This window comes from Catalinimonas locisalis (assembly GCF_038039535.1).
Lineage (GTDB): Bacteria > Bacteroidota > Bacteroidia > Cytophagales > Cyclobacteriaceae > Catalinimonas.
Genome location: NZ_JBBPHP010000038.1, coordinates 1 through 13,644 on the forward strand (window position 1 = coordinate 1; position 13,644 = coordinate 13,644).

Here is a 13,644-nt window from a genome sequence, read left to right on the forward strand (position 1 = left end):
TCGTAGGAATGATGTCCTCCCTGAAAGGTTTTTTGAGCGTGGGTGATCATTTGCTTTTTCCATTCAGTAGAGAAGTTCTTAACTTCTTTTACAGAAAGCCCTTCCTCATTCTCTTTATTTAACCCTATCTTTCGTAATTCTTCTCCATCCAGAAATACGATCTGATAATCACGGTTGATGACTACAATCATCACCTTAGGAAAGTAGCGTGCAATCGCAACATATAAGGCGTAGTTTTTCTTCGCCTGCGCATCTGCCTGCCGGGTTTCGCGAATCTGGTACTCCAGGGATAAGTTCGTTTCTACCAGCTTTTTAACCATAGCAGTTAATTCTCTGGTTCTTTCCTTTACCTTTTGTTCCAGTTCTTCGGTATACGATTGCTGTTTGATTTCTGGGCTGAGCAGGGATTCTACTGACATGTTTTGCTCTATCACGGTGGCTGCCCAGTCTACACCATTGATGATTAATGATATCTCATTTTTTCTGGGTGATCTGAAGTCCTTGAAAAAAAAGATGAGTGCGCCTAATAGTTTTCCATTCATTCTGGAATGAATAGGCGTAATCCACCAGCCATTGGGGGAGAGGTGCTTACCGTCTTTCCAGATAATTTTTTTGCTTATCGGTTCAAAAGATGTATTGCTGCTGACATCAGGCAGATGTTTGAACACAACAAGTTTGATAAGTTCTAGCAAATCAGGGGATAAGGAAGGAGCGGCAGCAATTTGCCATTGATGGGAAGTATGATTGGCCACAAGTATGGAAACCAGAAACTCATCAGACTGCTTTTCTACCCATGTAATAATCTGCGACAGTAAATCCTTTACGGGTGCTTGCTGAGCGATACTTTTCTGTAGTTGGTTTTTCACAATATCAAAGTCAGAGCTTGAAAACATTCATTTGCTTTTTAAAGTGGTAGAATAGCTATAGGCATATGAGAATGAAATGATTTTAATCATCAAAAATGAGCGACTTACATCATTGTGTCCTGGTTTTCATTTTGTTTAACTTTGTAATAACAATTTCAGTTTATGTTCTAAATGTAGTTTAACCATAATGCAACTACTTTGATATAGTAATTTCTAATATGATGGAAACAATCACAACCCGGCGAGATGACATTGTAGGTTTTCGCATAGATGGAACAACCAGTGAAGCAGATTTGAAGCCTGTGCTAATCCAACTAAGAGAAAAACTTAAGTCCCATGCTAAGGTGAGGTTGTATGTGGAATACGTGGATACTCACGGCTTTTCCATGGATACACTGATAGAAGATCTTAAGTACAATTTTGGGCATCTTGGTCACTTTGAAAAGGCAGCAGTAATTACCATGAAAGACTGGCTAAAACAAGCTGCTCAACTGACAAATATGATCGGGGACATCAAACTAAGAAGTTTCCATTTCTCTGAGAAAGATAAGGCTGGCAGATGGATAGAGGAGTAGTAATTTTTTTATCATTGTTTAGTTAAGTTTAGGTGGTGAGAATCCATAAGTATTTTTTTAAGGCTTCTCCTCCAAGGCTGGCTGTAAAACCCGAAGTAAAATTCGGGTTTTTTTCTTATAAATTAGTTTTCTCATGGTTAATACATGCTACTAAGCATAAACATTTTAAAGTGTAGTTAGCTACCCTACTCAGATATTTCAATTTTTTATTCATTAGATATGAAAAGCAGAAAGCACAATCATCCCACCATTATACGGGGGGCTCTATGGAATCGGAGATCATTTTTGAGAAGCAGTGCGCTGTCGGCTATGTCGGCTGCTTTGGGAACTGAAATAGTACATGCTGCCCATCTGCCTGCATCTTATGTGCCCTTGGCTTTTACCTTACAGAATAGCCCCCTTAAAGGAAAAAATGAGGAGATGATCGTTAGAAACGATAAACCGTGGAATGTGGAAGCACCTCCGCATTTGCTGGACGATGTTGTACCCCCTTTTCCAAACATATTTATTCGCAATAATGGTCTCATGCCAGAGAATATTGATGTAAGTACATGGACTCTTACTTTTGGCGGAGAGTCTGTGAAAGCTGAAAAAACCTATAGCCTGGATGAACTCAAAAATCGTTTCAAAGCTTATACGTATCAGTTGGTATTGGAATGCGGAGGCAACGGACGTTCCGGTTTTTATCCTCCTGCTTCTGGCAACCAGTGGGAAGAAGGGGCGATATACAACGCTGAATGGACAGGCACCCGTCTCAGGGATATATTAGAAGATGTGGGCATCAAAGAGGATGCAATATACATTGGGTATTATGGTAAAGATAAACATCTCAGCGGCGATCCTACCAAAGTGCCGATCTCGCGTGGAGTTCCTATTTCTAAAGCATTACAGGATGAAACGCTGGTTGCCTGGGCTATGAATGGAAAAGACATTCCTATTGAGCATGGATATCCCCTTCGTCTGGTGTGTGGTGGCTGGCCGGCCTCTGTTTCCGGTAAATGGTTGCACAAAATTGTAGTGCGCAATCAGGTACACGATGGTCCCAAAATGTTGGGTGACTCCTACAGAGTGCCCAAACATCCTGTTCAACCTGGCGCCGAGGTACCTGAAGAAGATATGGTGATCATTGAATCAATGCCGGTAAAATCAATAATTACCTACCCTAAAACAGGAGCAATGTTCGATTTGTCAAAAAAACTATCAGTACGCGGACATGCCTGGGCAGGGGAAAATGAAGTATCTAAAATGGAAGTTTCAACTGATTTTGGGGCCACCTGGATAAACTGCTCATTGAAGTAACCTGCCAACCGTTTGGCATGGCAGCAATGGAATGCAGAAGTGAGCTTTCCTTTGAAGGGTTATTACGAGATATGGGCCAAGGCAACAGACGATCAGGGAGTAGCCCAGCCTATGGTAATGCCTGGCTGGAATCCCAAAGGCTACCTTAACAACGCCTGTCATAGAATTGCTGTAAAAGTAAATTAAGCTGTTCCGCTAATGGAAAAGAAGATCAATATCAAAAAAGAAGAGCAACGTTTGATCAGTGGTCTGCTCAATATTATTAAAATGTTGGTTGGGATTGTTATTTTGTTGATAGCTGGTAGCTTATTTTTTGCTTACCAGGTCGGTTCAGTGGATAAAGGGTCGCAATCTTCTACAAAGTCAGGTGTTGTACAAAAAGACATCTCTGAGGAAGAGTCGCCAGCACCACCTTCTGATTTACAAATTAAAGATGGTAAAGATGTGCAGACGGGTCTGCTGGCTGGAGAGGGGCTACAGCTTGTCAAAGGTAACTGTACAGCATGTCATTCCAGTGCGCTGATACTACAAAATCGTTTCACGCGTGAAGGATGGCATGAGAAGATCGTGTGGATGCAGGAAACACAAGGCTTGTGGGACCTGGGGAAGAATGAAGATATTATTTTAGATTATCTGGCAACCCATTACGCACCGGAAGAGTTTGTAGGGAGACGTCGTCCCCTAAATGATATTGATTGGTACGAATTAAATAATTAAAAAATATACCATAGGTAGTTGCTCTACATCAAATAGAAATTACTCGGCAAGCTCATGGCGGGCTTTTTTACGCTTTCTCATTATAGACAACACATTGAAAACAACAATGCAAAATGCTACCCAACACAGCCCTCCCAGGTATCCGGCTATAATATCGCTTGGATAATGCACCCCCAGGTAAATCCGACTGATACCGATCCCTAAGATCATAAAAATCCACAGGAGTGTTAAAGCAACCTTCAAACCCAGATGCCTGGCATAACGCCAGGTGAGATAGACCAAAAATCCATAGAAAGCCATTGCGCTCATCGCATGGCCACTTGGGAAGCTCAGGGTGAATACTTCTACCATATGCTCTCCCGAAGGTCTTTGACGATTGATCCAGCGTTTTAGCACCAGATTTACTAATGAAGATAAAGCCAGCACAACAGTGACCTGTAGAGAAAATTTCCAGTTCTTATACCGGAAATAGAAAAAGCCTGCAAGTAAGATAACCAAAGTGAGATAACCATAGCGATCTCCTATTTCAGTAAGAGCTCCAAAAAATGGAGTAAGACTTGACGATCGATAACTCTGCACATACTCAGCTACGGTATCATCAAAACCGGTCAGCCCATCATCTTTAAGTTCCTCTAATATTTCTATAAATCCATTTAGGGTCAGTACTGCCAGTATCAGCCCAACAGCCAGTGATATAATGTAAGGAAGGTATTCATTATCATTGTTTAAATATTTTTTCAGGTAAGTCCTGATATAACGAATTCCTGTCCTCAATTGCTCTTCCAGCGCCATAGGTAAATTTTTTTAATAAACGTTTTGGATGAAGGGTAATTCATCTTGACAATTTAAGACTACTGCCAGATAAGTTTTTCATCATTTGAAACTTCCTGATAATCATCAATTATTGGACAAAGTTCGTCTACGCTCATTCCAACTATATCTTTTATGTTAATCTAGCGAATTTTTCTTCCGATTTAAATGGCTACTCGCTGCTGGAGATATTGCCCGGTCGTTTTGCGGTTTTTATTACTAGCTAAACCTTTCCTTACCTCGCTTGTTATAAACAGTTCAATCTAATGAAGTAAGCTCAATGCACTGTTTTTAAATATCTCATGATCTGCGAACCGGCTTTTTTTTCGCAATGCAGCTTTTACTGGGAGTATTTTACAATCTTAAACCCATCTTACCATGAATAAACTATTTGACCTGACTGGTAAAACCGCTATCGTGACCGGCGGAGCCAATGGCATTGGTAAAGCTTGCGCTATTCAACTGGCACAAGCCGGAGCCAAGATAGCCATTGGCGACCTGAAAATAGATGATGCCCAACGAGTTGTTGAAGAAATTGAGCAAGCCGGAGGAAAAGCTATTGCCCTGGAATGTAACATCCTCAAGGATGAGCAGATGGTCAAGCTGGTGGAAGACACTGTGCAGCAACTCGGCGGAGTGCATATCCTGGTCAACAACGCCGGAGGGGGCGGGGGCGGACGCGAAAACCCTTTCAAAATTTCGGTAGATGATTTTGAGCGCGACTTCAAACTCAACGTCTTTAGTGCATGGCGAATGGCGCAGTTGTGTGTGCCGCATATGAAAGGTGCTGGATACGGCTCTATCATTAATATTACCTCTATGAGCAGCGTTAACAAAAGCCCCAACATGAGCGGCTACGCAGCTTCTAAAGCTGCTCTCAATCACATGGGTGCTAACTTGGCGCATGACTTTGGTCCCGAAGTGCGCATCAACTCCGTAGGACCCGGAGCCACCCAGACTGCCGCTCTTAAGTCGGTTCTTACTCCGGAAATTGAAGAAAAAATGCTGGCGCATACCCCAATCAAGCGCTTAGGTAAGCCTGAAGATATCGCAGGAGCCGTGCTTTACTTTGCCTGTCCCATTTCCGAATGGGTAAGCGGCCAGGTGCTATTCGTCAACGGCGGTGGCGTTCAAACCCTGGATTAAATCACGTATTATGGATTTACTACTTTCTCGTCACGTTTATTTTCTTTTGTCAATCACTTTATTGTTCACACTCAATGAGAGCATTGCCCAGCCTCATGAAAAATATCTTTCGGCAAAAGAAAGCGAACCCGGCAACTTCGGTTGGATGCAGGGCTTTCCCCCACCCCCTGACAAAATACTGAAGGTCTCGGACGGTTCTTTCTTTGGGTTTCCGGCCATACGCTGGAGTGGGGTGCACATGCGGGAACTACTGCCCACAGTAAACGTATCAGGCGGTTTGGATGCTTCAGTGCCTTTTGACTATGAACTTGACAAGACTACTGACTCCATAACCTTTCTACCGTGGGGTGCACAAGATTCCATGACCTGGGAGGAGTCGTTGTGGGAAAATTATACCGATGGTATCATTATTATACATCAAGGTAAAGTGGTCTACGAACGTTACTTTAGCGAGCTGACTGAAACCGATGTCCACGCTGTGATGTCGCTCACCAAATCATTTACTGGCACCCTTGCAGCCACCCTGGTTGCCGAAGGAGTAATTGACGAAAATAAACTGGTGGCGGAATACGTGCCGGAGCTCAAAAACTCGGCCTTTGGTGACGCTACTGTCCGACAGGTGATGGACATGACCACCGCACTGGAATACAGCGAAAACTATGCTGATCCTAATGCCGAAGTCTGGAGTTTCTCTGCTGCTGGAAGCCCACTGCCCAAGCCCGAAGACTATGACGGTCCGGTAGGCTACTATGAGTACCTGGAAACCGTGAAAAAAAATGGACAGCACGGGGAAGTTTTTAGTTACCGCACCATCAACGCTGATGCACTGGGCTGGATTATGGCGAAAGCCACAGGTAAGTCGGTTGACGAGTTATTATCCGACAAAATATGGAGCCAGTTAGGAGTGGAGCAAGACAGCTATTACCAGGTGGATGGCCTGGGAACTCCCTTTGCCGGAGGGGGCTTTAACGCAGGGCTGCGCGATCTGGCTCGCTTCGGAGAGATGATTCGCAACAAGGGAAAATGGCAAGGCAGGCAGATCATTCCGCAAGATGCTGTAGAAGATATTGAAGAAGGGGGAAGTCAGGAAGCCTTCGCGAAATCAGATCACCCTGAGCTCAAAGACTGGTCGTACCACAATATGTGGTGGATGACTGAAAATGAACATGGTGCCTTTAGTGCTCGTGGGGTGCACGGACAGGCTATCTACATTGACCCAAAAGCTGAAATGGTGATTGTACGGCTGGCTTCGCACCCGGTAGCAGCTAATGCCGCCAACGATGCTTACTCACTGCCCGCCTATCAGGCTGTGGCCGAGTATCTGATGAAAAAGTATAAAAAATAACCATGAAGAGGAAAGAATTATGATCATAACCGATATAGGATACTGAAAAACAACATTCTTACTGATGATGATAGAGAAAATTTTTAGTAAAGCATTTATTTCAAAAGCACTCTATGGATCTATTACCATATTAGCGGTATTGCTATCTTTCAAGGATCATCAACTATCGGCTTGGCACGGAGTGATGCTTTTGTTTGGGACTTCACTTTCGGTAGCCCTTGCCGAAGCATTCAGCGAAACAATCAGTCAGGTAATCGCTGGAAAGAAAAAGCTGGATCAAAAAGAGCTTGTTGAAATTTGGCATGAAACCAGGCCAGTCCTGTCTGCTTCTTACTTACCCATACTGATGTTATTACTAGCGACAGTAGATTTATTTTCAGTGTCAACCGCGGTAATACTGACAGAATACTTAATCTATGCTACACTTTTCGTATATGGGCTGCGCATAGGATACTTACTGCATGGCCCAAAACTACGGATGTTTTTAGCAGGTTTATTTACTTTAGCAATTGGTGGATTGCTTGGCATTAGCAAATTGTTATTTCATTAGAATTAGGTCACCGCTTAGAAAATTACTATGGTTATGAAAGTCACGATAAAATTTTCAAATGATCAAAAATAACTTACCTCCGCGGTTTTCTAGATAAAAATAAAAGGAGATATGTTGAGGTTAGTACTCCTAATATGGGTTTATCAAAATACATACACAATCCTAATATGAAAAGTACCACCATTCCATGAACTGTCCACACTTTTTCTTGCAAAAACCTTATTATTCTCATCATAGCTTAAAAAATGTCAATACCTTTTACACATGAGCTATTTTTTCAAAGCAGCCTTACACCTTCAATCAGAAGGTAAATAAAAACATAAAGTAAAAGAAGCCCGGTGTAAAAAGTGCGTGTCTTCTTCTTGGTTTTGCCGAATAATAGGCGCTGAAGCCCATATTTAAATGTCTTTTCGTATGGAGTTTTCATAATGCTTTGTGTTTTCAGTAAATGCTAGCGCTCGCTAAATTCTTCCCATCAATCAAAAGTAGCTCATGTTCAAACGATAAAATTAATCAGGCTGGCCGATAGAAAAGCAAATAATTAGCAGAACACTACTATAAATAGTACCAATAAAATTAACATAAACTTAACACAAAGTTAACATATTATATTTTGATATTAAAAATTATAAACTTTCAAATTACTTTTATTAATACATAAGTTCAATGAAAAACCTTTTTCGGTTTTTAAGTGACTTAAAGTTAGCTGTTAAAAGGAGACTTCATACTGCACCCTGAATCTCCAGCTTTGATGCGGGATATCCACATCACTTTTCTCAAATTCAAAATAGGATACATCGGCAGTTAACTTATTGGCATGTCCGTTAAAGAAACAATTGAAGGCCAAAGAAAACTCTTCTCTGGCATACTGGGGAAACCCAAGAGAGGGTTGGAATACTGCGTAACGAAACGCTGGCTCAAATAATGGCTGTGTGGTATCCAAATCATTATTCAGCACATAGCCTGCCTGCCAGAAACCTCCTCTCAGGCGAGTGAGAGTTTGGTTTATATGATCATCAATGTCTTTCAGGTGCATCTCGCTATGCCAGCTGAATGAGCGATACATGAAAGCAGTCTCCAGCAACCATTGGTTAACCGTAAACTGTCCTGCCTCCCCTATTTCAAAATTTGCCAGACTACCTCCTCCTGAAGAAGAAAACCTGGTGTAACGACTCCTGTTGGTTGCCCCTGCCAAGGCCACCGAAGCCAGAGGTTCTTCCCGGTCTTCCAGGTCTGAACCTGTCATAGGTACGGCTTCCCCTAAAAAATTCCATTGTACACGGGCGGTGTACATCAGGTTTTTATCATCATTTTCACGTGCGTTGATGCCCGTACCGGTTAGTACAGCCAGATGATAGTTAAAGTCAGCTATTTTAGACTTTTGGATATGTCCGTATACTGTGATGCCTTGCTGCCGGTCTAAAGTGAATGGACGATTGATGATAGAACGTTCCATCATTTGTTGATTGCCACTGGAAATTACCCTTTCCCGGGTATACTCTGTCTTCCATTGTCCTAGTTTAAAACTCAGCCAGGGCCATTTCTCAATCATTACCCTAAAATCCAATAATCTTGAAGCACCCAGTTCGTACTCAAAATAATACTTTAACCAGGGTTGAAAGGTATGTCCTCCTACCTTGAGACGGGCGCGATTGATTTTAAATACTGTCTCCTGCTCAGGTGCAAAATCCTCAAACGTGATGGGGTCTTGATCATTGGGCGTGGCAAACCTGAACTGAAGCCTGCCACCGATCTGCAACTGAAACTTATTGTCTGGGGCGGTAAATTGAAAGCCCCTTGAAGTATATTCAATTTGTGTGGTTAAGGAATCTTTTGCTTTACCATCATTTTGCTGAGCAAATGTATTATGGAACAGACACACTAAAGAGATAAAAAGTAGGACAGTACTTAATTTGACATTCATGTTATGGACTTTCTGTAATGACTTATGCTATTCAGGAAAAAATATAGCTAGGTATAGGAGCTAGAGACTTTGGAGCGATAGAGGTAATAGACTAAAGTGGATCAATAAGCCCGACCAACTAACCCGACAAATAAATGAAGAAGCTGCCCTTACCTTGGGGCAGCCTCTTTTCAATTGATGATCAATCAATAAAGGAATAAGCATTTTCTGTCACCTGACCATCTTGTGTAAAGACCACCTGACGATCAGTGATATTACTTTCCAATTCTACTTCATAGAGCTTTTCCCCGTCTTTTTCCACGAGTTCCGCGTCATCAATCTGATAATCTTTGAAATCTACCTGTATGGTATTTTTTACCGCTTCAGGAAGTTCACTTGGCTTGATGTCGTATTTGTAAAGAATAAGCTCGCCCATAGCATCAATGTAAGCATTATGATCTATTAGGTTGTGGTCAAATTCCACCTCGTAATCATCTCCATGTTTTTCCCATTCTACATCCCGTGCATCCGGAAAATTAGTCTTAAAAGTATTCAATACTACTGAGGGTATGTCATTGGGATTAATATCCTGTGCGCAAGACATCAACGTACCACTAAATATGAAAAGTGAAATAATAATGATTCTCATGTTATTCGTTTTTGGATTTAAAATAATTATAACCCAAAGGTCAATAACAAAACTGGAAAGAATTGGGAATAGCGGAAAGCTTCTGTTTTTTTTAATATTGGTCTAAAACCGAATGCTGAAATGATGCTGTTGCTGTCGGTAGCTATATTGTATAGTAATATCGTATAAACTGGCTATGGATTTTACAATTGCCATACCCAAACCTGTAGAGTGAGCTCTGGTATTGTTTTTATAGAAACGCTCAAATATTTGCCCTGAATCCAATGGCTCCTCTATACCGGTATTAGAGATGGTAAGGCTGTCGTAGTTGACATTTATGGAGATTAAGCCTCCTCGGATATTATGAACAATAGCATTCTTGACTAAATTTGAGATCATGATGCGCGCCAGCTCCGGGTTCATAAGTTTCTCACAAGATGAGTCTATCTGTAAATTGAACTCAATCTCTCTAAAGTCAGACTGATCTTTAAAATCATCGTATAAATTTTTTACCAGCTTATCAATCGACACTTTTTCAACATCCTGAAACTGCCTGTTTTCAATTTTGGAAAGTAATAGCAGGGATTTATTCATCCGGGTAAGTCGTTCCAGATTGTTCATGACAGTCATTAAGCCGGTGACTTGTGTTTCAGTCAGATCATTTTTCCCTATAAGTAGCTCTAGTTTATTTAGGCTAATGGCAAGGGGTGTTTGCAACTCATGAGAAGCGTTTTCAATAAATTGTTTTTGTTGATTGTAAACATTGATATTACTCTGTAAAAGCTTACTGATCGTATCATTCAAGATGTTAAATTCTTCTACTTGTGTCTTTTGCATACGTACTGACTCTGGTCGGTCCAGCCGAAATTGTTCTAAATATCTGAGTAACTTATAAAAAGGCTGCCAGATACGTTGCAATAGAAGGTTGTTGAGCACAATCATACTTGCGACTAGTCCCAGATAAAGCCACAAAATAGCGTATAGCAGGTCTTCAATCAGGTCATCTTCCTCTACCATAGAGGTAATGATGCTCAACTCATAGTATTGTTGCCCAAGGATAAAAACTGATCTCAGCATTCTTACCGGTTCATAATCTTCTTCATTAAGCATGTATAAGGTAGTGTCTTGATATGTGTCTTCATGCGTGATAGCCTCTTTGGGCGAAATTTTCCTGATCGCATAATTGCCTTCCTGAAAGCTACTTTGATATAGAACCGTACTATCATAAGCTGCTTTCTGAATAATCAGTATTTTGGAGTTCTGTAGCCCATCATCAATACTATCATAAATCTCATCCAGCATAACAAAGTAAAAGATGATAGCCCAAACCGATATAATGATCAGCAGAAGTCCTATAAAGTAGGATGAGGTATAATTCAGTAACTTCACGGCAACACCAGTTTATAACCCACACCGTAAACAGCCTGAATCTCTATGTCTGCCTGTTGGTCTTTTAGTTTTTTTCTAAGATTCTTGATTTGTGAATATACAAACTCAAAACTATCCGACTCATCAATCTGATCTCCCCACACATGTTCCGCAAGTGCTGACTTGCTCAACAGACGGTTTTTGTTGGAAACAAAGTATAATAAAATGTCAAACTCTTTACGGTTAAGTTGTATCTCTTCTCCATTTACTGTTACCCTGCGTTCATCCGGATCTATGATCACATTTCGCACGTTAATTTTGTTTGAACCATCAAATTTTTTCCTGCGTAGCACAGATTTCAGGCGGGCATGCAGTTCTGCCATATGAAAAGGTTTAGATAAATAATCGTCAGCCCCCAGGTTAAGCCCCTTGATCCGGTCATCCAGCGAGTTTTTAGCAGAAACAATGATTACTCCCTCTGCTTTATTGCTTTTTTTTAACTCATTTAATATATCCAAACCACTACCATCAGGTAAAGATATATCCAGAAGGATACAGTCATATTCATAAAGGTGTACTTTCTCAAGCGCTGTATCATAATCTATGGCTGTTTCTATCAAATAATTTTCTGCCTGCAGCGATTCTATGATATTATTACGCATATCAGCTTCATCTTCTATTACTAATACTTTCATTTTTTGGAGATTAAGGTAATATGCAATTAAGCGAAAAGAATATGGAAAGATTTAGGAATTGAAATCTTCTCTTCAAACAAATCGTGATAAATAACATGAGTTTACTAAAATTCCTAAGAGTCTGATCATTTATGATTGAGAGTCCGGTCTATAGTGAATCAATATTGTACTAGATAAATGTATGCTATGCCAAAGAAAAATAGAACCAAAGAAAAAGCTGATACTTCCGTGAGAAATGCTAGTCCGGTATGTTATATCAATTCGGATGAGTTGCGCCCTGAATATAAAGAGAATCCGAATGAGAGGAAATATAAGAAGGAGAATAAATAATGCGGTTGGTTTAGCATTATAAAATACTAATATATGCTGATTCTTATTTTAGAAAACCTATTGCCCGTTTTTTGTAAAAAACTTCGGTTAACTTTGAAACTTTATACTCTATTTTAAGGTATTAAAAGACTAAAATATCTTTTTATCTTTTAAATTTTTAACCAGCATTATTTATGCTCTCATCAGAAACTATACAAGTCGTAAAAGCTACTACTCCCGCATTGAAAGAACATGGGAATGCCATTACCATCAGAATGTATGAACTGCTTTTTAAACATCACCCTGAGTTAAAAAATATATTTAACATGAGTCATCAGGCTACGGGGATGCAGTCTAGAAGCCTGGCAGATGCCATTTATCAGTATGCCTTACACATAGAAAACCTGGAAGCGGTGATTCCTTTGGTAGAACGTGTGGCTCAGAAACATGCCGGGCTTGACATTCGCCCGGAACATTACCCTATTGTAGGCAAGTATCTTTTACGGGCCATAGAAGATGTGCTTGGTGATGCTGCTACGGATGAGGTGATAGAAGCCTGGGGAGAAGCATATCAGTTGCTAGCCAATGTATTTATTAAGCGGGAACAGGAAATATACCATGCCGGTGCGACACAAGAGGGAGGATGGGAAGGATTCCGAAACTTTGTTATCACACGCAGAGTGAAAGAAAGTAGCATGATTACCTCTTTTTATCTAAAACCTGAGGATGGAAAAGCTATTTTAAGTTTTAAGCCCGGACAATACATTACTTTCAAACTGAGAATACCCGGGCTGGAGCATACTGTGTTGCGTAACTATAGCCTTTCAGATTCACCGGACAAAGATTACTATAGGGTCAGTATCAAAAGGGAGCCGGGTGTAATTGATCCTGAGGAGTATCCGATGGGAGTGGCCTCCAACTATTTTCATGATCATCTGCAGGAAGGCTCAGTGGTACCAGTTCATATACCTACTGGAAACTTCTTTCTAAATAAAGAATTAGCTCTGCCAGTAATACTGATCAGCGGTGGAGTAGGGCAAACTCCTCTGATGAGCATGTTGAATACATTGGTTGCAGAAGATTCAAAACGCCCTCTATGGTACATTCATGGAGCAAGAAATGGTAAAGAACACGCTTTTAAGGACCATGTTAAAAGCATAAAACAGCAGTATGATCACATCAATACCTACATCTGTTATGAGAGGCCAGGGCCTAATGATGTCTTGGGGAAAGATTATGATGCGAAAGGCCTAATCAACCTGGATCTGATCCAAAAATTACTGCCAGAGAAGGAAGCTGACTTTTACTTCTGTGGCCCTAAGGAATTTATGAGAATGTTATATCAATCTCTTACAGCTTGGGGAGTGTCGGAGGAGCGAATTCATTTTGAGTTCTTTGGGCCTACTACTGAAATTACGGAGTAAGCACTAATA

At 40.9% G+C, this 13,644-nt stretch carries 13 protein-coding genes and 1 pseudogene; 8 read left to right on the forward strand and 6 right to left on the reverse strand.

What is annotated here, in order from left to right; all coding sequences use genetic code 11:
- Positions 1–893, reverse strand: an 893-nt coding sequence (locus tag WJR50_RS27240; protein ID WP_341296479.1) for a GAF domain-containing protein, incomplete at its 3' end; no start/stop codon positions are given.
- Between the two features lie 191 nt (positions 894–1,084).
- On the opposite strand from WJR50_RS27240, the gene WJR50_RS27245 reads away from it, so the two are divergent.
- The 3 genes and pseudogenes from WJR50_RS27245 (at position 1,085) to WJR50_RS27255 (ending at position 3,457) form a co-directional block, all read left to right on the forward strand.
- Entirely contained in the window at positions 1,085–1,441 is a 357-nt protein-coding gene (locus tag WJR50_RS27245) for a SpoIIAA family protein (protein ID WP_341296480.1), read from the forward strand.
- A 309-nt stretch (positions 1,442–1,750) separates the two neighbouring features.
- Positions 1,751–2,926, forward strand: a pseudogene (locus WJR50_RS27250) (sulfite oxidase).
- 12 nt (positions 2,927–2,938) lie between these two features.
- Entirely contained in the window at positions 2,939–3,457 is a 519-nt protein-coding gene (locus tag WJR50_RS27255; protein WP_341296481.1) for a hypothetical protein, read from the forward strand.
- A gap of 39 nt (positions 3,458–3,496) precedes the next feature.
- On the opposite strand, the gene WJR50_RS27260 is transcribed toward WJR50_RS27255, so the two are convergent.
- Positions 3,497–4,249 (reverse strand): phosphatase PAP2 family protein, encoded by a 753-nt coding sequence (locus tag WJR50_RS27260; protein ID WP_341296482.1) that lies wholly within the window; start codon positions 4,247–4,249, stop codon positions 3,497–3,499.
- A 396-nt stretch (positions 4,250–4,645) separates the two neighbouring features.
- On the opposite strand from WJR50_RS27260, the gene WJR50_RS27265 reads away from it, so the two are divergent.
- The 3 genes from WJR50_RS27265 to WJR50_RS27275 all read left to right on the forward strand — a co-directional run bounded on the left by WJR50_RS27265 (position 4,646) and on the right by WJR50_RS27275 (position 7,308).
- Complete coding sequence (locus tag WJR50_RS27265) at positions 4,646–5,413, forward strand: glucose 1-dehydrogenase (RefSeq protein ID WP_341296483.1); 768 nt, start codon at positions 4,646–4,648, stop codon at positions 5,411–5,413.
- A 10-nt stretch (positions 5,414–5,423) separates the two neighbouring features.
- Positions 5,424–6,758, forward strand: coding sequence for a serine hydrolase domain-containing protein (locus tag WJR50_RS27270; protein WP_341296484.1), 1,335 nt, complete (start codon positions 5,424–5,426; stop codon positions 6,756–6,758).
- Positions 6,759–6,822: 64 nt separating this feature from the next.
- Complete coding sequence (locus WJR50_RS27275) at positions 6,823–7,308, forward strand: hypothetical protein (RefSeq protein ID WP_341296485.1); 486 nt, start codon at positions 6,823–6,825, stop codon at positions 7,306–7,308.
- 709 nt (positions 7,309–8,017) lie between these two features.
- Here WJR50_RS27275 and WJR50_RS27280 read toward each other — a convergent pair.
- The 4 genes from WJR50_RS27280 to WJR50_RS27295 all read right to left on the reverse strand — a co-directional run bounded on the left by WJR50_RS27280 (position 8,018) and on the right by WJR50_RS27295 (position 11,902).
- On the reverse strand, positions 8,018–9,232 hold the full coding sequence (locus WJR50_RS27280) for an OprO/OprP family phosphate-selective porin (protein ID WP_341296486.1): 1,215 nt from the start codon (positions 9,230–9,232) through the stop codon (positions 8,018–8,020).
- Positions 9,233–9,413: 181 nt separating this feature from the next.
- Entirely contained in the window at positions 9,414–9,860 is a 447-nt protein-coding gene (locus WJR50_RS27285) for a PepSY-like domain-containing protein (RefSeq protein ID WP_341296487.1), read from the reverse strand.
- A 102-nt stretch (positions 9,861–9,962) separates the two neighbouring features.
- Entirely contained in the window at positions 9,963–11,228 is a 1,266-nt protein-coding gene (locus WJR50_RS27290) for a sensor histidine kinase (protein WP_341296488.1), read from the reverse strand.
- Positions 11,225–11,902, reverse strand: coding sequence for a response regulator transcription factor (locus tag WJR50_RS27295; protein WP_341296489.1), 678 nt, complete (start codon positions 11,900–11,902; stop codon positions 11,225–11,227). Before WJR50_RS27295 ends, WJR50_RS27290 begins: the two co-directional genes overlap by 4 nt.
- Positions 11,903–12,088: 186 nt before the next feature.
- On the opposite strand from WJR50_RS27295, the gene WJR50_RS27300 reads away from it, so the two are divergent.
- Both WJR50_RS27300 and hmpA read left to right on the forward strand, forming a co-directional pair.
- Entirely contained in the window at positions 12,089–12,232 is a 144-nt protein-coding gene (locus WJR50_RS27300; RefSeq protein ID WP_341296490.1) for a hypothetical protein, read from the forward strand.
- 173 nt (positions 12,233–12,405) lie between these two features.
- On the forward strand, positions 12,406–13,635 hold the full coding sequence (hmpA, locus tag WJR50_RS27305; RefSeq protein WP_341296491.1) for an NO-inducible flavohemoprotein: 1,230 nt from the start codon (positions 12,406–12,408) through the stop codon (positions 13,633–13,635).
- Positions 13,636–13,644: the final 9 nt, after the last annotated feature.

What these genes read in the sequence shown, in the direction of transcription:
- WJR50_RS27275 (WP_341296485.1), top strand. Translation starts at nt 6,823, where the DNA reads ATGATGATAGAGAAAATTTTTAGTAAAGCATTTATTTCAAAAGCACTC.
- WJR50_RS27265 (WP_341296483.1), top strand. Translation starts at nt 4,646, where the DNA reads ATGAATAAACTATTTGACCTGACTGGTAAAACCGCTATCGTGACCGGC.
- WJR50_RS27295 (WP_341296489.1), bottom strand. Translation starts at nt 11,902, where the DNA reads ATGAAAGTATTAGTAATAGAAGATGAAGCTGATATGCGTAATAATATC.
- WJR50_RS27255 (WP_341296481.1), top strand. Translation starts at nt 2,939, where the DNA reads ATGGAAAAGAAGATCAATATCAAAAAAGAAGAGCAACGTTTGATCAGT.
- WJR50_RS27260 (WP_341296482.1), bottom strand. Translation starts at nt 4,249, where the DNA reads ATGGCGCTGGAAGAGCAATTGAGGACAGGAATTCGTTATATCAGGACT.
- WJR50_RS27285 (WP_341296487.1), bottom strand. Translation starts at nt 9,860, where the DNA reads ATGAGAATCATTATTATTTCACTTTTCATATTTAGTGGTACGTTGATG.
- hmpA (WP_341296491.1), top strand. Translation starts at nt 12,406, where the DNA reads ATGCTCTCATCAGAAACTATACAAGTCGTAAAAGCTACTACTCCCGCA.
- WJR50_RS27245 (WP_341296480.1), top strand. Translation starts at nt 1,085, where the DNA reads ATGATGGAAACAATCACAACCCGGCGAGATGACATTGTAGGTTTTCGC.
- WJR50_RS27300 (WP_341296490.1), top strand. Translation starts at nt 12,089, where the DNA reads ATGCCAAAGAAAAATAGAACCAAAGAAAAAGCTGATACTTCCGTGAGA.
- WJR50_RS27280 (WP_341296486.1), bottom strand. Translation starts at nt 9,232, where the DNA reads ATGAATGTCAAATTAAGTACTGTCCTACTTTTTATCTCTTTAGTGTGT.
- WJR50_RS27270 (WP_341296484.1), top strand. Translation starts at nt 5,424, where the DNA reads ATGGATTTACTACTTTCTCGTCACGTTTATTTTCTTTTGTCAATCACT.